The organism is Cupriavidus sp. DF5525, from assembly GCF_040149425.2.
GTDB classification, from domain to species: Bacteria; Pseudomonadota; Gammaproteobacteria; order Burkholderiales; family Burkholderiaceae; genus Cupriavidus; species Cupriavidus pickettii_A.
This window is the reverse complement of record NZ_CP168266.1, coordinates 444,506-463,583: the sequence shown is the minus strand read 5'-3', so window position 1 is coordinate 463,583 and position 19,078 is coordinate 444,506. Positions and strand designations below refer to the sequence as shown.

Sequence of the window (19,078 nt, the reverse complement as noted above, 5' to 3'; positions counted from 1 at the left end):
CAGTTGTCTCCAAAGTTTCTTGTTCTGACCTGCCAGCTCCGGGAACGCCTCAGTCCGCGGAGAACTCCGCGCCCCCTTTGGGACGGATGTAGCGCGGCACGGGAATCCCGGCCTTGCGCGCGGCGGCGAGGATGCCCTCTTCGATCGCGCCGGCATCGCGGACGCTCTGGAATTCGCCTTCCGAAAAAATCACGTTAGCGCCGTAGACAACCATGAAGCCTTCGGCGGGCTCCTTTGCATCCGCCGGCACGGAGAAGGTATGCACCGAGCCGCCGGGTTCGTACAGGTAGCTGCCTGCGGTTTGCGGGTCCTCGGGATACTCGATGTAGTTCCACTGCCCCTTCGTCGTGAAGAAGTGCACGGTGCCGGTGTGGAAATGCGGCGGGAGCGTCGTGCCCGGTTCGAACTTCCCGTAGAGCACCCAGACGCCGTTCTCGCGATCGAGGAACAGCGGAATGATGGTCGAGCCTGGTTCCGATCCGGGAAACTCGTGCGATGCGTGGATGTTGACCGACAACAGCCGGTCCTGGTGCGTGACAACCTGCGGCAATGCCATTGCTATCTCCAAGGATGAGGGGTATGGGGAATGGGGAATGTCTAGTCCAGCTTGATGTTGGCTTCGCGCGCGACGCGCTTCCACACTTCGATGTCGCGCGCATTGATCGCGGCCTGTTCGCTGCCGGCGACGTAATCCGGCGTGATGCCGAGATCGGCCATCTTGCTTGCCACCGCCGGATCCTTGAGGGTCTCCTGCACGGCTGCGGCAAGCTTCTCCGTGATCGCCTTTGGCACGCCCGTGGGCGCGAACATGGCCCAGCCCGTCCATTGGTCGAAATCGACGCCCTGCTCCTTGTAGGTGGGAACATTGGGGAAGTTGGCCGTGCGACGCGTGCACATGGCCAGCGCCTTGATCTTGCCGGTCTTGACGGCCGATGTGCCGCTACCGATATCGAGCCAGCCCAGCTTCACCACCCCGCCCAGCATGGCTGTCACCACGGGCGACGTGCCCTTGAACGGGATGTGGTCCAGCTTGATACCGGTTTTCTGGGCCAGGACCTCCGCGCAGAAGTGTCCGGTGGAGCCAAGTCCCCAGGTGCCGAACTGCAGCGGCGAAGCGCTCTTCTTCGCCACGGCCACGAGTTCCTTCAGGTTGTTGGCGGGAAAGTCCTTGGTGGCGACCAGGATGATCGGTGACGTGCCCACGCGGGCGATGGTCGTCAGGTCCTTGACCGGGTCGTATGGCAGCGCCTGGTAGACGGCAGGGGCCAGCGTGGTGGTCGTCATCGTGCCAAGGCCGATCGTGTAGCCATCCGGCGTGGCCCGTGCGAGCTGCGCGATCGCGATGGTGCCGGCCGCGCCGGCGTTGTTCTCGACCACAAGCGGCTGCTTCAGGCGTCGGCCGAGCTGGTCCGCGAGGATGCGGGCGAACACGTCGCCGCCACCGCCCGGTGCGGTCGGGACAATCAGGCGGATCGGCTTGGTCGGATAACTGGCATCGCCCTGCGCTTGCGCGCCAAAGGACAACGCGGCTGCGGCAAGGAAACCGAGGGCGGCGTACTTCTTCATCTTTGTCTCCAGCTTCTGTGTTTCACGGGTCCATCGCGCCGTGTTCCGTGGCCCTTGGGCAAGGCATTTTTTGGAACACAGGGAAACGTTTCCACTTATTGTGCGACCATGGGGGCGCGGATCAAATGGTGGTAAACCCGAGAGTTTTTGTGAGGCGTTGTGGGCGCAAATAGCACCGCCGGGAGGGCGTGCGCGGCCTGCCTGGCGACAGTCGCCAGGCCATGGGTCGCGCGCGCCTTATGCGTGCTGCGTCAGGACAATCTTTCCGAAATGCGTGTTCCTGCGCATCATCTCGCAAGCCTCGGCGACACGATCCAGCGGCAACCTGGCATCGATCGGCAGGCGCAGCTGTCCTTGCCGGAGAGCCGGCCAGAAGTCTCGTTGCACGCGCTCTGCAATGACACCGAAATCCTCGACGGTGCGCGTCCGGAAGGTCATGCCGAGGTACTGGATCCGGCGCAACGAATGGAGATCGAAGTCGAATTCTCCGCTCTCCCCTGCCATCCGGCCGATATTGACGATGCGCCCACCGATCTTCACCGCGCGCATGCTGTCGTTGATAAAAGGACCGGCCAGGAAATCGACCAGCAGATCCACGCCGCGGCCTTCGGTGTGTTCCAGCACGGCCTTCACCCAGTTCGGATCGTTGCTGTCGAGCGCGATGTCAGCGCCAAACTCCGCCAGGCGCGCGCGGCGGTCGGGCTTGGTCGACGTGCCGATGACCAGGCTGGCACCGAAGTGTTTTGCCACCTGCAATGCCATCAGACCCACGCCGGAGGAAGCGCCCAGCACCATCACGGTTTGCCCGGCTTCGAGCCCGGCCAGATGGCGCATCGCCGTATGGGTCGTGCGCAGTGCGACCGACAGGCAGGCACCGGTCTCGTAGTCCATCTCTTCGGCGGGAAACGGGAAGGCGCGCCGCCAATCCGTCACGGCATATTCGGCAAAGCCGCCAAGGCCGGAGCACATCACCCTGTCGCCAACCTTGTATGCCGTGACGTCCTCGCCAATCTCGACGACATCCCCAGCCCATTCCAGGCCCAGCGGCGTGCCGGTACCGCCGGCCGTGCCATGCGCCTTCCCGTCGACCAGCGACAAATCGGCGCGATTCAGGGAACTGGCCCGGACTTTCACGAGAATTTCAGTGGCCTTGGGTCGAGGGATCTCCATCTCGGCAAAAACAAGTCCCGTCTCACCGCGAATCGCAGCTTTCATTGCGCATGTCTCCTGTTGAATAGTTCTGGCGCATTCATTGTAGAAACGTTTTCGCACTTTACGCAAGGGCCTGCCGGCCAAAAAAATGCCGCCTCGGATGGAGGCGGCATTGCTGCTGCAAGACAGGATTGCGCTGCGCCTAGGCGGTTACTTTCTTGCGCGCGGTGGCGGGGCCGCATGACTCGCGCAGCACGAGCTGCGTGGTAATGACAATGGTCTCGGGCTCGATGCCTGCCTCGCGCTCCAGCTGCTTGAGCATGAGCTGGGCGAGCACGGTGCCAACGATATCGAGATCCCAGGTCAGCGAGGTAATCGATGGGCTGAACAGTTGCGACAGATCGGTGTCGCCGATGCTGATCACGCTGACATCGTCGGGCGCGGTCCGGCCGGTATGCCGCAGCGCCTGCAACACCCCGGCCAGGATGCGCGTGCCCAGACACATGAAGGCCGTGGGCGCTTCGGGCCCGGACAGCAGGGACAGCGCTTCGGTGAACGCGAAATCCATTGCGGACTTCTCGCAGCGAATCAGCTTCGGCACCGGCTTGAGACCCTGCTCCTTGTACGCCTCCTTGAATCCGGCGATACGTTCCCGGCCCGGACGCAGGACGCTGCCCGGCGTCAGCAGCGCGATGCGTGTGTGGCCCAGGTTCAGCAGGTAGCGGGTCGCCTGCAGCGCCCCGTTGTAGTGGTCGACATAGACGCCGGTGCCGGTCGGGCCGAAATCCCGGTCGAGTGCGATCACCGGCATATCTTGCGAGAGCTGCTCCAGCAGCTTGGGGTTTTCCACCTCGCAAGGGCCCAGGATCAGCCCGTCCACGCGTCGGCGGCGGAACAGGTCGATCAGGTTCTTTTCGCGCTTCCCGTCGTTATGCGTACTGGCGATCAGCAACGCGTAGCCGGCCGCCTGCAGCGCCGCCTCGACGGAAGTGATGATCCTGGCGTAAAGCGGGTTGGCGAGATCCGACACGATCAGGCCGATCGCGCCCGACGAGCGCGTGCGCATGCTCTGTGCGATCGCATCGGGCTCGTATCCCAGCCGCCTGGCCGCCTTGGTAACGGCGGCAATCGCCGCTTCGCTGACGCGCCCGGCGCGATTGAGCGCGCGGGATGCCGTGCCAATCGAAACGCCGGCCTCCTTGGCAACTTCCCGGATCGTGATGCGTGGCTTCATCGGCGACGTTTCACGATACGTTGCGCCACCACGGGCACCACACGAGACTGCAACATCTGCTCCCTCCCCTCTTCTTTTACCGTCGGCCCGCCACGGCAGCGCGGCGAGCCAGCGACGAGTCATGCGTCATTTCCTGAACGCTAAGCATTCTAGCTCACGGAATGACGCATACTCCTCGGGGGTCCGCGGCCGGCAAGACAAGCGCCCGGGATGGGGCGGGCCCGCCGGCCACGTCGGGCGCTATCGCGGTGCGCCGATCTGATGGATCGCCTGACCCTTGCCATCCCACGCCAGCCCTGCCCGCCTGACCTCGGCAAAGTACTCGCCTTTGCCGCCGGTCAGTTCGGAGATCTCGAACATGCCGCTGGGCAGTTCCGGATGCACGAAGTAGGCAAAACGTCCACGCGGGCCCATCCGGCCGCCATGCCCCTCCACATACCCCGCCTCCAGCAGGTGCGCCACGATTTCGTCGAACCGGTCTTCCGTCCAGTAGGCGATGTGCTGCGCACCTTCGCCGCTGCGCTTGAGCGAGTCCAGGTAGAGCGATGGGGCTTCGTCCCGCTGCTGGATCAGTTCGATCTGCAGGTCGCCGGAGTTGGCCAGCGCGATCGACAGCGTCGGCGGCGTCGCAGGCTTGCCGTAGTAGCGGTATTCCGTGGTGCCCACGTCTTCCTTGTAGAACCACGGCCCGACGCCGAGCTTTTCGGTCCAGTGAGCCATGGCCTTCTCGATGTCGCTCACCACGTAGCCAAGCTGCCGCACGCCGCCGAACAAATAACTCATTGCTGTCTCCTTGTCGTCTGAGGGTTGCTGTTTCGCTTTTGCAGAAACGTTTTCACAATATACGCGCAACCATCGAATTCATGGGGGTAGTGTTTACCATGATTGCCCCTGTTTTCTGCGGCACCAACAATCCAGAACAGTTGTGGAAACGTTTCTCTTATTTGCGCAACGATGGCTGGCATGCAGGAAACTGCGCTTGCAGAACAACACTCAGGAGACTATTGCAATGGCTCAATTCACGGACAAAGTGGCCTTGGTAACCGGTGGCGCGAGCGGCATCGGGGCCGCGACGGCACGCGTGCTGGCAGAGCGCGGCGCACGCGTCGTCATCGCCGATCTGGCGAACGGCAACGGCGCCGCGGTGGCGGACCGGATCGGCGCCGAGTTCATGGCGCTCGACGTCACCAGCGAGCCGGACTGGAAGACCACGATCGCGGCAATCCTTGAGCGCCACGGGCGACTCGACGTGCTCGTCAATGCGGCCGGCATCGTCGGCGACGTGGTCAATGGCACGCTCGCCAACACCACCCTCGCCGACTTCCGGCGTGTCCTGGCGGTGAACCTGGACGGGACGTTCCTGGGCTGCCGCGAAGGCGTGGAGGCAATGCGCAAGACCGGCAGGGGCGCCATCATCAATCTCGCTTCCGTCGGCGCGTATTACCCGACACTCCAAAGCGTCGCCTATGGCGCCAGCAAGGGCGCCGTGATGCAGCTGACGAAAACCGTGGCGCTGGCCGGAGCCGAGCACGGCCACCAGATTCGCTGCAATTCCGTCCACCCCGGCAAGATCGCCACGCCGATGCTCGAGACGATCTTCGACCAGTACAAGCAACGCGAGGCAACCGGCGGCGTCGATCCCCGGACGGCTGGCCGGCGCATCCCGCTCGCCGAGGAAGGCAAGCCCGAGGATGTTGCCAACCTGATCGCCTTCCTGGCGTCGGACGAAGCCGGCTACATCACGGGCGGCGAGTTCACCGTGGATGGCGGCTGGCGGCTGTTGCGCTGACACCGCATTGCATTCCCATATGGCGACTGGCTCAGTACCAGCCGAAGCCGGTCGCCGATCCTTCCCGCAAAACCTGATGGAGAACATGATGTCTGAATCCCTGAACGCCGCACGCATCCAGACCGTGCGTGATCACATGGCCCTCGAGTGCACGCACGAATGGGATGCCGTGATCGATACCTTCGCGCATCCCCGCTATGAAATGCACGCCACCGGCACGGTGTTCGATGGCGAAGAAGAGGTGCGCGGCTACTTCGACTCGTCGCGCGCTTCGTTTCCCGACCTGGCCAACGAGATCATCGCCATCGCTGCCGCGGACGACACCGTGCTGGTCGAGTTCTGGCTCTCCGGCACGCACCTCGGCGATCTGAAGGCCAATGGCAAGATCTTCCCGCCCACTGGCCGCAAGTTCCGCGTGCGCATGGCCGCGACGTTCGAATTCGCGCCGGATTCGGACAAGATCATTTGCGAGCGCCCCTACTCCGCCACGGACGCCAAGCTGCGAGCGCTCGGACTAGTCTGACGATCGGCGGCGAGTCCCGGAAGAGGCGAGCGGCTGAGAGGCCCCTCGCCTTTTTTGTCAGGCGGCCGACGTGTGGCTTGCCGGGCGGGCCACGCGGCGTGCGCCAGCCCCCTCCCGGAAGTAGTACGCGAAGATGACGGCTGCGCAAGCCAGCGCCCCGCTGAGGACGTAGAGGCTGGCGGTAAAGCCGCCGGTGAGCGTCTTCAAGGCCCCTACGAGCAGCGGTGCGACCATGCCGGAGCTTGATCCGATCGTAGTGATGACGGCAATGCCTGCCGCGGCGCTGGGGCCCGACAAGATGCTCGCGGGCATCGCCCAGAACACCGCATAGGCGCTGGACATGCCGATCGACGCCAGCGTCAGGCAGACGATGGTCATCACGGGATTCTGCGGGAACAGCGACGCGCAGAGCATCCCGACGGCACCCACCATCGCCGCAATCGCAAAGTGCCACCGGCGCTCGCCGGTCTTGTCCGAGTGACGACCGACCAGGATGGCGGCGGTCACCCCGAACAGCGCAGGTATCGTTGCCGCGAGGCCCACCTGCATGACGGTCAGCCCCATGCCCTTGAGCATGGTCGGCTTCCAGAACGACAGCGCGAAGACGCCGAACACGACCAGGAACACGATCAGCCCCAGCACCCAGACGCGCGCATCAAAGATCGCATCGCGCAGCCGGGCGTGGCCATGGCCCGCGCGGTCCTGGCTCAGCATCTGCTCAAGTTCGGTTCGCTCGCGTTCGCTCAGCCAGCGCGCCTCCCTCGGGTTTTCAGACAGCAACAGGTACGCCATGATGCCCAACGGCACACACGGCAGGCCTTCCAGCAGGTAGAGCCATTGCCAGCCGCGAAGCTGGAACATCCCGTCGAGCCAGGTCATGATCGCCCCGGCAGCCGGGCCGGCCAGGATCGGCGCAAGGGTGTAAGACATATAGAAGATCGCGGTCGCCTGGGCGATACGCCGTCTTGGATACCACAGCGTCAGGTAGTACAGGACGCCGGGAACAAACCCGGCCTCGAACACGCCGACCAGGAAGCGCACGATGTAAAACTGCGTGGGTGTCCTCACGAAGATCATGGCCGCCGAGGCGAGCCCCCACAGGATCAGGATGCGCAGGAAGGTTTTCCGGACCCCGATGCGCGACAGCAGCATGTTGCTGGGCACTTCGAACAGCGCATAGCCGATGAAGAAGACGCTGACGCCCAGCCCGAATACAGCATCGCTGAACCCCAGCTCGTCGCGCATCTGGAGCTGGGCGTAGCCCACGTTGGTGCGATCGAGAAAACTGAAGACATAGCAGACGCACAGCACCGGCAGTATTCGCCAGCTCACCTTCCGGAACAGCCTGCTTTCGTTGTCCGCCGTCACGTCGATATGCACCGTGCCCATGCCATGTCTCCGACTGTTGTAGATGTCGCGCCGATTATCGGAGCCGGGTCCGGAGCGGACTGTCGCCTTTTGGCAGTCTCCGATGCGGACTTACCCGCGGCCGATCTATTGGTCGTTCTCCGAACGCGTTGCCGAAATCTGAAAAATGTCAAAAAAGTAGCTTACCGGCCCAGCCAGTAAGGTGCGCAAGCCAGATGCAGCATCTGCGAAGCAGCTTTCGCGCTCTGTTTGTGAACTTGGTCACTGCTGCGACGAAAATATTCAAGTTATCGAACGAAATGTCTTGGTTGGCACTGCCTCATCGCTCTGTAACCATAGATTCAGATCGGAAAGGAGTTGCCATGAAGCGCTGGGTTTCCCTTCCTTACAAGCCGCGCAAATGATGTCGTCAGCGAGGAAGATCATCCATACTCGGGGGGCAAGTCGTGAACCAGTGCTACAAGCGCCCAGCATGGGGAGCCGGCCGTACCTGTACCGCGGCGCTGGCCGTGCTTGCACTCGGAGCGGGACCGAAGCCCGCACTCGCGGACGAAAGCGGCGTGAGCTTCTGGCTGCCAGGGCAATTTGGCAGCCTTGCGGCGGTGCCGACGGCACCGGGCTGGTCGCTGGGCGCCGTGTATTACCACCCCTCCGCGAGTGAAGGCGGGAGCAAGACTTTCCAACGCGGTGGCCGCATCACGGGCGGGGTGGATGCCCGGGCCGACCTGATATTCGTCGCGCCGACCTATACGTTCAAGGAACCGCTCCTTGGCGGGCAAGCATCGGCGTCCGTCGTTGGCGCATTCGGGCGTAGCCGGGTGGGCGTCAATACGACGCTCTCGGGGCCGGGCGGCGGGGTCATATCGGGCGCGCAAAGCGATTCGCGCACCGGCGTCAGTGACCTGTACCCGCTGGGCACACTGAAATGGAACCACGGCGTACATAACTTCATGGCGTACACCATGATGGGTATACCGGTCGGCGCCTACGACGCGAACCGGCTCGCCAACATTGGACTCGGGCACTGGTCGGTGGACGCGGGCGGCGGCTACACCTATTTCGACAAGAAGAACGAATTCTCCGCAGTGCTCGGCTTTACCTACAACTTCGAAAACCCTGACACTGACTACAAGAACGGGGTGGACTCTCACCTGGACTGGGCAGCGTCGCACTTCTTCTCCGAACATGTCCATGCCGGCGTCGTCGGCTATTTCTACAACCAGCTAGGCGGCGACAGCGGCACGGGTGCCCGGCTCGGCGACTTCAAGTCGCGTGTCGCCGGAGTCGGTCCTCAGGTCGGCTACTTCTTCAAAGTCGGCTCACAGGAATGGTATGTCACTCAAGGCGTACTGGGAATTCGCGGCCAGGAACCGGCCGGAGGGGTGGAATCTCTGGCTAAGCGTCGCCATTCCCCTTGGCCCTTCGAAGAAGTGAGGCGCGCGCAGCCGGCGCTGCCCCGGGCGGCGCGGCATTCCCCGATGGGTTGGCGCAGTGCGCGAGCAATCGGGCTATGCGGTCGTACGCAATGGCCACTTCATGGCGCCGCGCTGTTTGCTGCGCTGGGCGGCGCCGGGAAGTTCTTCTCCGCCTTTGCCGCCGGCAACCTTGAAGGCATCGTCGCCTGCTTCGATGACGACTTCGTATGGACGCTGCCCGCCGGCAGCCCGCCCCTGCCGAAATCAGCATGGCAGATCGTCAGCGAAGCCCATATGCAGCCCGGCGATATGCTGATCGAGAAGCGCCAGTACGGCGCCTTCTACGGCACTGGCCTGGACCAGCAGTTGCGCAGGCGGAACATCCGCACCATCGTGCTGGGCGGCATCGCGACCAATATCGGCGTGGAGTCGACGGCACGGGCGGCGCTGGACCGGGGCTACGCGCTGGTGTTTGCCGAGGACGGCATGACCGGCCTGACCGAGGCGTCGCACCGCTTTGCATGCGATACGATCTTCCAGATCCTTGGGCGGGTGCGGTCGTCTGACGAGATTGGGCGCGCGATCGAAGCGGGCGCGCGCGCATAGCGCAGCAAAGGCGGCCGCTCGCACTCACCCTGACTGGGAATTCGTTTCCAGCGTCACGCTGCCGCTCTCCAGCAGCGCTTCCGTCAGCATCGCCACCAGTGGCTCGATGACCGGCTGCATCGCCGGGCTCTCGCCAATTACGGAGACCTCGGCCATGGGCAGCGCGGGCCATTGCGCCGACGGCGACAGGATGCGCATGCCATGCTGCGCGAACGACTTGCCCAGCACGGTCACGCCAAGCCCGCCGAGCACGGCTGCCTGCACGCCGCTGAGGCTGCTCGCGGTGCAGGCGACCACCCACTCGCGCCGCGCGTCATTGAGGACGTCCGTCATGATCTCGCGGTAGGCGCACGGTGGCCGCATCATGACCAGCCGGGCCGGCCGGCGCGAATCGGGCCGATAGCCGGTGGCCGCGAGCCAGACCAGCGGCTCGCGCCAGATCACGCGGCCGCGCACTGCGGGGCCGCCTTTCCTTGCCTTGGCGATCACCACGTCGAGCGCGCCTGCCTCGTAGTCCGCCAGCAGATCCTGGCTGGCGCTTGTGGCCAGTTCGATCTGCACATCGGGATACTGCTCGCTGAAGCGGGACAGCAGGCGCGGCAGCTGCGTCTGCACCAGGTTCTCCGAAATGCCCAGCCGCATCAGTGCGGGCTTTGGCGGCTCCCGCAGCTCCCGCAGGAACGCGTCGTAGTGGCCCAGCAAACGCTTGGCCGCCGCCAGGGCCCGTTCGCCATCCCGCGTCAAGGTCAGGGAGCGGCTCGATCGCTCGAACACGCGCAGGTCAAGCACGTCCTCCAGCCGCAACACCTTCTGGCTGACCGCGGATTGCGAGCGGCCGATCAGGCCCGCCGCCGCGGTGAAGCTGCCGGATTCGGCGACTGCCACGAAGGCTCTGAGCAAATCGGGTTCGACGTCCTGCATGGCATGGCCCATCAATCAGGCAAACGAATAGATGCAAGAAAGATTATTCGTTTGTCTTCTCGGTTTCAACTGCCAATAATCGGTTCACCAATTCTTTTCTCAAGGAGCGTGATGTGATGTGCCGCACAGATTCCATTGCCATCGTCGAGAACTTCTGGCGCCAGGTCTGGCAAGGCAGGAACCCCGATGCGATCGACAGCCTTGTCGCCGAAGACTTCGCCATTACGTCCGGCGGTGTCGAGATCCGCTCGCGCCCGCAGTTCAAGCAATGGGTGGCGGCCTTCCTTGCGAGCATCGACGACTTCCGCTTCGAGGTGGTCGAGACCTTCCAGAATGCAAGCGGCGACCGGGTGGTGTCGCGCTGGATCGTGACCGGCAGGAACAACGGCTTCATGGGCTCGTCGCCGTGCCAGTCGCCGATCCGCATGACCGGCACCGCGGTGCTGCATGTGCGCGAGGATGGCCTGCTGCAGCACAACTGGGTCGAGCGCAGCGCGCTGGAAGTCCAGCGCAGCCTGGCCGGCGCGGCGCGTTGAGCAGCATGTCCCGCATCCCACGGCGCTACGGGCATTTCGTGTTCGGCGCGATCCAGTCGGGCATGAGCTGCGCCGTCGCCGCTGCCATCGCCAGCGCGCCCTTCTACGGGCGCGGCAGTTTCCTGTCGCACTGGCTGCATGCCTACGCCGTGTCGTGGGCCATCATGCTGCCCATCGTGCTGCTGGCCGCGCCTGCGATACGGCGCGCCGTCGATGCGCTGACGCACTAGTACAACATCCCGTAAATAGCTTTAATAATTATCGGGCTGAAAATACGGCTGCAGGAGCGTGACAACCAACTCGGCCATCTCGTCGAGCGAGCCTGCGCCTGGCAACGGTTCCCAACGCCCACTATGGCTGCGAAAGGCGGCACCATAGCGATTGCGGCCGAGCTCGGTCAGCCGAGCCACCACGGTCGGCTCCTCGTCGTCCAGACGTTTGATCAGCAGGTGACGCCCGTAGGCTTGTGTGATGATCTGCTCGTGGCCGAGCAGGCTGCGCAGTTGCTGCTGCAATTTGGCAGCGTAATGTTTGGTGGGTAAGGCTGGCATTTGGATCCTCGATTATGATGCGCCGGTTTGCAACGGATAGCCCCGGAAACTCCATTTGAACGGGTGGGCCACCTGATTGTGCGCGCGGACGAACTGCTCGGTGCGTTCGCGCAGGTGCGCGATGCTGGTGTGGCTCGCTTGGCGCAGCACCCGGCGCGTGTAGCAGGCAAACCAGAGCTCGATCTGATTGACCCAACTCGCGTGCAATGGCGTGAAGTGGAAGTGAAACCGCCCATCGTGCCGCGCGTTGAATGCCTGCCAGACGGCTTCGGCGCGATGCGTGTTCAGGTTATCCCAGACGACGTGCACCTGTTTGCCCGGGTACGCGCTTGCCACGCGCTCCATGAAGGCGACCAGATCGTCCTGGGTGCGCCGGTCGCGGCATTCTGCCAGCACCTGTCCGGTATGCACGTCTAGCGCAGCAATCAATGCCTGGGTGCCGTGACGAATATATTCAAACTCACGCCGACGCAGTCGTCCCGGCGCGGGTGCACGTCCCGGGTACTTACGCTCGATGGCCTGAATGCCGGTCTTCTCGTCGATACTGAGCACCACCGCGTTTCGAGGTGCCTTGCGATACAGCTTACAAATCCCGTTGACCTTCTCGCGAAAGGCCGGGTCGGGGCTGTGTAGCCATTGCTGGACCCGGTGCGGACGTACGTCGCCGGCCTGCAGAATGCGCTGCACCTGGCTGCGGCTGATCTGCCCGACGACGCCGCGCTCCACGGCGCGCGCCACAATCTCGTCCAGCGTGGGCGTGACCCGCCCCTCAGGTTCCTGCATTTCGCAAGCCAGCGAGATCAACTGTAGTCGCGCTTCATGGGTGATGCGTGGGGGACGGCCACTGCGCTCGCCCTCGCGAATGCCTTGGGCACCTCGCTGGGCAATGCGCTTGCGCCACAGGCAAACCGTTTGCACCGATACACCCAGTTCCCGCGCAATGACCGTATTGGAGTGGCCCTCGTGGGCCCACAACGCGATTCGCGCGCGCATCACGTCTCGCTGCGCAGCCGTCTTGCGCTCGATCAGCGATAGCAGTTCCTGTCTTTCTTTCTTCGCCAGCTTCACTGGCGTTGCATGGCGGCCTCGGCTCATCCCGTCATGATATCCGAGGCAATTAATTATTCAACCTATTTACGGGATGTTGTACTAGGCCGCGGCCGGCACGGGCATTCCGAAGGAATCCGCGCCCGGCCGGCCGCATCGTTCGCCCTTCCCTTCAGGCCAGGAAGAAATCACGCAACGCCGCCGCTACCGCGCCCGGGTCGTTTTCCGCGGGGAAATGACTGGCGCGCGGGATGCGCACCAGCCGGGTGTGCGGAATCTCGCGCGCAAAGCGTTCGGCATGCTCGATGCGCTGGAAGGGATCGTCCTCGCCCCAGACCAGCAGCTTGGGGATTGCCGACGCGCGCAAGGCCGGCACCAGTGCCTGTGTATGGCGATTGTCCGCCGCTCCGGCCAGCGCCATCCACGAGCGCGCCACGCGCGCATCCAGCCATGGCGCCAGGTACGCCTCCACCAGTTCAAGGGTTGCCGCACGATCCAGGCATCGCGTGATCGCCGTTCGCCGCGCCGAGAGGATTTCCTCGTGGGTGGTGGCGGCGACCACCGCCGGGTCGCGGAAGCGCGCCACGGCCGGCACCGGCCATGAGTCGTACATCACGGCATTGACCAGCGCCAGATGGCTGACTTCGATGCCACCGTGTACGAGCAGGTGCTGCGCGATCCCGCCGCCGATGTCGTGCGCGGCCAGCCTGACGGGGCCGGTGATCCCGGCCGCATGCGCAAACCGTTCCACCCAGGCCGCAAGTGCCGGGATCGATGCCGTATCGATGGTCAGCTCGCCGCCGGAGCGGCCGAGCCCGGGCAGGTCCACCGCCACGCAGTGCAGCCCGGCCGCCGCCAGTTCATCCAGCACCGGCTGCCACACGCGGCTCCAGAACGTGCCGTGCAGCAGCAGCACGGTGGGATGCGCAGGATCGCCGGCGTTCAGGTAACTGGTGGCCACGCCATCCACATCAATGGTCAGTCTTAGCATGTCATTGCCTCAAAGCCATAGGGTTGAAAGATATTGTGCTGTGCTTCTGCTATGGAAGACAGTCGGCCAGCCTCACGGCTGGCCTTGAGGTTGCATACGCTGCCGCACAGTTACCGCAGCGGCATGCCGCGCGTCTCGGGCGTCTTGCAGAACGTCAGCAGGGTGATGAAGGCGCCGCAGCCCACGTAGAGGAAGAACCAGCCCTCCTGCCCGCGCGACGACAGCCAGGTCAGCAGGTAAGGGGTCGTGCCACCGAGCAGCGCCACCACCAGGTTGTAGCCGGCGCCGATGCCCACCCCGCGCACTTGCGTATCGAACCACTCGGCCATGATCGATGGCGCGATCGACGCATAGAGCGCAAACGCCATCAGCCCGAAGCATTCGATCAGCAGCAGCGTCCAGAAGTCCGCGTTGAGCATCGACACGACCGGATACAGGAACAGCAGGTTGAGCAGCGCATAGACGAGCAACTGCGGGCGTCGGCCAAAGCGGTCCGACAGCGCACCGCACAGCGGCAGCGCCAGCATGAACAGCGCAATGCTGATGGTGCTCGCCTGGAATGCAACGTCGGGCGTGGCGCCGCCCTTGCGCATTGCGTAGACCGGCATGTAGCTGACAAAGAGATAGAAGCTGAACGCCGGCAGCACCGTGCTTCCCATCAGGCGCAGCATTGCGCCGCGGTGGTGCTGCCAGACCCAGCCCAGCGAGCGCCGGCGGATCTCTCCTGCGGCCTTCATCTTCGAGAACGCCTGCGTCTCGTTGACCCCGTGGCGAATCCAGAAGCCGAACACCGAGCCGCAGCCGCCGAGGAAGAACGGGATGCGCCAGCCGTAGTCGTGCAGGGCCTCGGGCGTCATGAACCGCGTCATCACCCAGGCCAGGCCCGAGGCCAGCAGCAGGCCCGCGGCAATGCTGCAGAACAGGAAGCTGCCGTAGAAGCCGCGCCTGGCCGCCGGCGCCGATTCCGTCAGGTAGGTGGTGGCCGCACCGTACTCGCCGCCGACCGACAGTCCCTGCACCATGCGCGCGACGGTCATCAGCACCGGCGCCCAGATGCCGATCTGCGCGTACGTCGGCAGGATCGAGATCGCGAACGACGAACCCGCCATCATCATGATGCACAACGTCAGCGCGCTGCGCCGGCCATAGCGGTCGGAAAACCCGCCGATCAGCCAGCCACCCAGCGGGCGCATGAAAAAGCCGATGGCGAACACCGCGAAGGTCGACAGCAGGGCGGCATTGCTGTCGTCGCCCGGAAAGAACTGCTTGCTGAAGTAGATGGCGAATACCGTGTAGATCGACCAGTCGAACCACTCGACCGTATTGCCGATGCTGCCGGCAAAGATGGTGCGCACCGCGCCGCTGCGCGCGGGCGCGGGATGGGCTTGCGCCAGGTCCTGCACCTGGCTGGTCTGGATTTCCATATTGTCTCCCCGGGCCCTGCTCGGTGGCGGCAGGGTCCTCTGTCTTTCGCGCGGCGGTTGCCGCGGGCTTTGTCGATGGCGCGCTTCGCGTGCAGTGGATCAGCGGATCAGCTTGTCGAGGTCGCGCTGGTCCAGGCCGTTCTCTTCGTAGTGGCGGCGTGCGGCGGCGACCTTGGTGAAGACGTCCTCATGGCCGATGATGTTGTCGCCGTCGAGGTAGATGTAACCCGCCACCGCGTGGAACCAGGTGATCATTTCCGGCACGTCGTCCGGCACCACCAGGGTATGGGTCTCGCCCGGGGGTTCCATGATGAACGAGCCTTCGGTGTACATCTCTTCGTGCTCGAGATAGAACCAGCGGCCCTTGAGCACCACCGCATGCACCGCGCCGAAATGCTTGTGGCACGACAGCACGCCGGACTTACGGACGCGCAGCAGATTGACGTAATATCCCTGCGTCACGCCGAAGCACAACGGCAGGAAGGCGACGCCATCGGCCTGGGGGATCCAGCGGATGTCATCGATGTCGCTGAGGTTGCCGAAGAAGATATCCGGGCGCGCGTCAGGCGGCAGCGGATTTACCGCCGCCTGCACGCCGCGGGGATTATGGAATTTGCGCGAATACACTTGCACAACGAGCTCCTTTGAGTGGGTACTGACCCTGGTCAGGCAGGGTTGAGCGCATTGTGTTGCGTGAAGAATCCGCGAACCAGCACCGCGGCGGAATAGCCGCTGTGCCAGGCAGGCACAGGTCGCCTTGCCGCCGGGCGCGGACAATGCCAATGATCGGAGGCCGGCGCGCCCGCGCACGGCCACCAGGGGCAACAAGACCGTGGACAAATATTCAGAGCTCGTCGCTTTCCTGCATTCGGCCCGCAGCCGCAGCTTCTCAGCGGCCGCGCGCAATCTCGACATCACGCCGTCAGCGGTCAGCAAGCTGGTCGCGCGGCTGGAGACGCGCCTAGGCGTGCGCCTGTTCGTGCGGCAGGGACGCACCGTCGCCCTGACCGAAGAAGGCCAGAGCTACCTGCCCAGCGCGGAGATGGTGGTGGAAGCGATGGCCAATGCGGATGCGCACGGCGAAGCGCTCGGCGAGGCGCTGAACGGCAAGGTGCGCGTGCACACCATGCTGACGTTCGCGCGGCACCAGATCGTGCCTTGGCTGCCCGCGTTCCTGAAGTCTTATCCGGGGCTGTCGGTGGAGTTCCATATCGCGCCACAGTATGAAGACGCCTTCGACAAGGGCGTGGACGTCGCCATCCACAGCGGCGCGCTGCCCAGTTCCTCACGCGTGGCCCGCAAGATCGCCGCGAGCCGCTGGATCGTGTGCGCGTCACCGGAATACCTGGCGCGGCATGGCAGGCCCCGGACGCCAGCCGACCTGCAGCAGCACACCTGCGTGGGCTTCAGTTTTGTCAGTGAGTGGAATGTGTGGCCGTTCCGCGCCGCGGACGGCACTACCTACGGCGTGCGGCCGGCCAGCGTGGTCGACACCACGCAAGGCGAGATCGCGCGCGACCTGGCGCTCGACGGTTTCGGGATCGTGCGGCTGGCCGAGTTCCATATCGGCGAGGACCTGCGCGCAGGCCGGCTGATGCCGGTGCTGGAGGCCTATCAGGACCCGGCCAAGGAACCGCTCTACCTGGTCTACCCCAACCGCAAGCATCTCAGCCCGCGCGTGAAGGTGTTCTGCGACTACCTCACCGAACGGCTGGCGACGCAGTCCTGGGCGCAGTAGCGCGCGGCGTCAGTCCGCGCGCGGCACCGGCCTCGCGTGCGGCGCCGCCACCGGCGACTGCAGGTCGAGCTTGGCGGACTGGTAGCCGCGCCGGAAATCCTGCACGTGCTTGTCCATCCAGGCCTGCGCGCCGTCCTCGTCGCCCGCGCGGATCGCGGCGACGATCGCCTTGTGTGCCTCCAGCAGCCGCTTGCCTGCCACCGGCACGCGCGTCATCACGGCGGCGAATGCGGGATAGAACAGCCGGCTGAGCGGTTCACGGGCCAATACCAGCGCGCGGTTGCCGCTCATCGCGGCGACGATGCCGTGGAACTCGATGTCGAGCTCCACCAGGCTCTCGCCGGCCTTCAGCGCCTGCTCGGTCCTGCGCAGGTTATCGTCGAGCCGCTCCAGCGCCTCGGGCGTCGCACGCGCGGCGGCCAGCCGCGCCATTGGCGGCTCCAGCACCGACATGGCCTGCCATAGCTCGTCGAAGACGATCTCGTGCAGCACCAGCGCGCGCTCCAGCTGCTTGCCGACCTCTGCGTCGGAGGGGCGCGTCACCACCATCTTCTTGGCGTGCTCGCGGCGCACCAGGTTGGCTTCCTCGAGCACGCGGATGCCCTCGCGCACCGTGGAGCGGTTCACGCCGAACATCTCGCACAGCCTGGCCTCGGTCGGCAGCGGGTCGCCTTCACGCAGCCGGCCGTCCAGGATGCGCTCGATCATGGCCTCGGCCAGCACCCGGTATGCCGGGATGGTGCGGATCTTCTCGAATTGGGCTTCCAACGCTATTCCTCGCTTGTGCCGGCGCAGGCACCGGCCTACGTCGCATTGTCTGACCATCAGACTATTCAATCACACCCACGGTGTCAAACCCTCTCGGGCGCTTGACAAGCAAAAAGTGGCTGCTATTCTGATTGTCAGACAAACCGACACACGTTCGGTTCACACCGCCCGCCGGCAATGCCGGCAAGGAGAGGAGACACAATGCAACGCAAACCACTCACCACGGCCGTGGCGTGGGCGCTGGCGCTCGCCCTGCCGCCTGCGCTGGCGCAAAAGCCCGCCAGTTCGCCGGGCACCTCGCCCGGCATCTCGGACAGCGAAGTCCGCATCGGCGTGCTGACCGACCTGTCCGGCATCTACTCCGACCTATCCGGCTCGGGTTCGGTGCTGGCCGCGAAGATGGCGATCGATGACTTCAAGGCCACCGGCAAGCCTGCCTTCGCGATACGGCTGGTCTCGGCCGACCACCAGAACAAGCCCGACGTCGCCTCGACCAAGGCGCGCTCGTGGTTCGACGAAGACAAGGTCGACATGATCGTCGACCTGCCCGCCTCGTCGGCGTCGCTGGCCGCGGTCAAGCTGGCGAAGGAGAAGCAGCGCCTGGTGATCGTGTCCAGCGGCGCCTCGACGCGCATCACCAACGAAGACTGCACCCCCACGGCCTTGCACTGGACCTACGACACCTACGCCCTGGCTACCGGGACCGCGAGCGCCGTGCTCAAGCGCGGCGGCGACAGCTGGTACTTCATCACCGCCGACTACGCCGGCGGGCGCGCGCTGGAGAAGGACGCGGCCGACGTGGTCACCGCCGGCGGCGGCAAGATTGTCGGGCGTTCGACGCACCCGTTCCCAGGCTCGGACTTCTCTTCCTACCTGCTGGCGGCGCAGGCCTCCAAGGCCAAGGTGATCGCGCTGGCCAATGCCGGCAACGACACCACCAACACCATCAAGCAGGCGGCGGACTTCGGCATCACCCGCAAGCAGACCATGGCAGCGACCCTGATGTTCATTACCGACGTGCACAGCCTGGGCCTGGACAAGGCCCAGGACATGTACCTGACCGAAGGCTTCTACTGGGACCTGGACGAGCAGACGCGGGCCTGGTCCAAGCGCTTCCATGCAGTGCAGAAGCGCATGCCGACGATGGCGCAGGCCGGGGTCTACTCCGCCGTGCTGCACTACCTGAAGTCGGTGCAGGCCGCGGGCAGCGACGACTCGATGACCGCGGTGAAGAAGATGCGCGAGCTGCCGGTCTCGGACATGTTCGCGCGCAACGGCAAACTGCGCGAGGACGGGCGCATGGTGCACGACATGTACCTGTTGCAGGTGAAGAAGCCCGCCGAGTCCAAATACCCGTGGGACTACTACCACGTCCGGCAGGTGATCCCGGGCGACCAGGCCTTCCTGCCGCTCGCCAAATCGACCTGCGCCAGCGTGCGCAAGGGGTAA

At 64.6% G+C, this 19,078-nt stretch carries 20 protein-coding genes; 7 read left to right on the top strand and 13 right to left on the bottom strand.

Annotated elements, in window-relative coordinates:
- Positions 1 to 49 precede the first annotated feature (49 nt).
- The 5 genes from ABNX08_RS23300 to ABNX08_RS23280 form a co-directional block, all read right to left on the bottom strand.
- Positions 50 to 556, bottom strand: coding sequence for a 2,4'-dihydroxyacetophenone dioxygenase family protein (locus tag ABNX08_RS23300; RefSeq protein WP_022538065.1), 507 nt, complete (start codon positions 554 to 556; stop codon positions 50 to 52).
- Between the two features lie 41 nt (positions 557 to 597).
- Positions 598 to 1,566 carry a tripartite tricarboxylate transporter substrate binding protein gene (locus ABNX08_RS23295; protein WP_022538064.1) on the bottom strand — a complete coding sequence of 323 codons (969 nt, stop codon included), beginning with the start codon at positions 1,564 to 1,566 and terminating at the stop codon, positions 598 to 600.
- A 237-nt stretch (positions 1,567 to 1,803) separates the two neighbouring features.
- Positions 1,804 to 2,838, bottom strand: a complete 1,035-nt coding sequence (locus tag ABNX08_RS23290) for a zinc-binding dehydrogenase (protein WP_349607427.1) — start codon at positions 2,836 to 2,838, stop codon at positions 1,804 to 1,806.
- Positions 2,839 to 2,920: 82 nt separating this feature from the next.
- The gene (locus tag ABNX08_RS23285; RefSeq protein WP_041681724.1) at positions 2,921 to 3,952 is read right to left on the bottom strand and encodes a LacI family DNA-binding transcriptional regulator; all 1,032 of its coding nucleotides are present in this window, start codon (positions 3,950 to 3,952) and stop codon (positions 2,921 to 2,923) included.
- A gap of 240 nt (positions 3,953 to 4,192) precedes the next feature.
- Positions 4,193 to 4,735, bottom strand: a complete 543-nt coding sequence (locus ABNX08_RS23280; protein ID WP_022538061.1) for a VOC family protein — start codon at positions 4,733 to 4,735, stop codon at positions 4,193 to 4,195.
- Between the two features lie 226 nt (positions 4,736 to 4,961).
- On the opposite strand from ABNX08_RS23280, the gene ABNX08_RS23275 reads away from it, so the two are divergent.
- Positions 4,962 to 5,741, top strand: coding sequence for an SDR family NAD(P)-dependent oxidoreductase (locus tag ABNX08_RS23275; RefSeq protein WP_022538060.1), 780 nt, complete (start codon positions 4,962 to 4,964; stop codon positions 5,739 to 5,741).
- An 88-nt stretch (positions 5,742 to 5,829) separates the two neighbouring features.
- Positions 5,830 to 6,264 (top strand): ester cyclase, encoded by a 435-nt coding sequence (locus tag ABNX08_RS23270; protein WP_022538059.1) that lies wholly within the window; start codon positions 5,830 to 5,832, stop codon positions 6,262 to 6,264.
- Between the two features lie 57 nt (positions 6,265 to 6,321).
- Here ABNX08_RS23270 and ABNX08_RS23265 read toward each other — a convergent pair whose 3' ends face one another.
- Complete coding sequence (locus ABNX08_RS23265; protein WP_022538058.1) at positions 6,322 to 7,653, bottom strand: MFS transporter; 1,332 nt, start codon at positions 7,651 to 7,653, stop codon at positions 6,322 to 6,324.
- A gap of 539 nt (positions 7,654 to 8,192) precedes the next feature.
- Between ABNX08_RS23265 and ABNX08_RS23260 the strand changes: the two genes are divergently transcribed.
- Entirely contained in the window at positions 8,193 to 9,653 is a 1,461-nt protein-coding gene (locus ABNX08_RS23260) for an isochorismatase family protein (RefSeq protein WP_374063703.1), read from the top strand.
- A gap of 24 nt (positions 9,654 to 9,677) precedes the next feature.
- On the opposite strand, the gene ABNX08_RS23255 is transcribed toward ABNX08_RS23260, so the two are convergent.
- Positions 9,678 to 10,574: a LysR substrate-binding domain-containing protein gene (locus ABNX08_RS23255; protein WP_041681976.1), complete on the bottom strand. Its 897-nt coding sequence runs from the start codon at positions 10,572 to 10,574 to the stop codon at positions 9,678 to 9,680.
- A 116-nt stretch (positions 10,575 to 10,690) separates the two neighbouring features.
- Here ABNX08_RS23255 and ABNX08_RS23250 point away from each other — a divergent pair, with 116 nt between their 5' ends.
- Together ABNX08_RS23250 and ABNX08_RS23245 are read left to right on the top strand one after the other, a co-directional pair.
- Positions 10,691 to 11,110: an ester cyclase gene (locus tag ABNX08_RS23250; protein WP_022538055.1), complete on the top strand. Its 420-nt coding sequence runs from the start codon at positions 10,691 to 10,693 to the stop codon at positions 11,108 to 11,110.
- A 5-nt stretch (positions 11,111 to 11,115) separates the two neighbouring features.
- Positions 11,116 to 11,340 carry a DUF2798 domain-containing protein gene (locus ABNX08_RS23245; protein ID WP_022538054.1) on the top strand — a complete coding sequence of 75 codons (225 nt, stop codon included), beginning with the start codon at positions 11,116 to 11,118 and terminating at the stop codon, positions 11,338 to 11,340.
- 21 nt (positions 11,341 to 11,361) lie between these two features.
- Here ABNX08_RS23245 and ABNX08_RS23240 read toward each other — a convergent pair whose 3' ends face one another.
- The 5 genes from ABNX08_RS23240 to ABNX08_RS23220 all read right to left on the bottom strand — a co-directional run bounded on the left by ABNX08_RS23240 (position 11,362) and on the right by ABNX08_RS23220 (position 15,756).
- Entirely contained in the window at positions 11,362 to 11,661 is a 300-nt protein-coding gene (locus ABNX08_RS23240) for a hypothetical protein (protein ID WP_022538053.1), read from the bottom strand.
- A gap of 12 nt (positions 11,662 to 11,673) precedes the next feature.
- Positions 11,674 to 12,756, bottom strand: a complete 1,083-nt coding sequence (locus ABNX08_RS23235) for an IS630 family transposase (RefSeq protein ID WP_022538052.1) — start codon at positions 12,754 to 12,756, stop codon at positions 11,674 to 11,676.
- A gap of 124 nt (positions 12,757 to 12,880) precedes the next feature.
- Positions 12,881 to 13,699, bottom strand: coding sequence for an alpha/beta fold hydrolase (locus tag ABNX08_RS23230; RefSeq protein ID WP_022538051.1), 819 nt, complete (start codon positions 13,697 to 13,699; stop codon positions 12,881 to 12,883).
- A gap of 110 nt (positions 13,700 to 13,809) precedes the next feature.
- Positions 13,810 to 15,123, bottom strand: a complete 1,314-nt coding sequence (locus tag ABNX08_RS23225) for an MFS transporter (protein WP_022538050.1) — start codon at positions 15,121 to 15,123, stop codon at positions 13,810 to 13,812.
- A 99-nt stretch (positions 15,124 to 15,222) separates the two neighbouring features.
- Positions 15,223 to 15,756, bottom strand: a complete 534-nt coding sequence (locus ABNX08_RS23220; protein WP_022538049.1) for a 2,4'-dihydroxyacetophenone dioxygenase family protein — start codon at positions 15,754 to 15,756, stop codon at positions 15,223 to 15,225.
- Between the two features lie 199 nt (positions 15,757 to 15,955).
- Here ABNX08_RS23220 and ABNX08_RS23215 point away from each other — a divergent pair, with 199 nt between their 5' ends.
- Positions 15,956 to 16,861 (top strand): LysR family transcriptional regulator, encoded by a 906-nt coding sequence (locus ABNX08_RS23215; protein WP_022538048.1) that lies wholly within the window; start codon positions 15,956 to 15,958, stop codon positions 16,859 to 16,861.
- A 9-nt stretch (positions 16,862 to 16,870) separates the two neighbouring features.
- On the opposite strand, the gene ABNX08_RS23210 is transcribed toward ABNX08_RS23215, so the two are convergent.
- Entirely contained in the window at positions 16,871 to 17,629 is a 759-nt protein-coding gene (locus ABNX08_RS23210; RefSeq protein WP_022538047.1) for a FadR/GntR family transcriptional regulator, read from the bottom strand.
- 201 nt (positions 17,630 to 17,830) lie between these two features.
- On the opposite strand from ABNX08_RS23210, the gene ABNX08_RS23205 reads away from it, so the two are divergent.
- The gene (locus tag ABNX08_RS23205; protein WP_022538046.1) at positions 17,831 to 19,078 is read left to right on the top strand and encodes an ABC transporter substrate-binding protein; all 1,248 of its coding nucleotides are present in this window, start codon (positions 17,831 to 17,833) and stop codon (positions 19,076 to 19,078) included.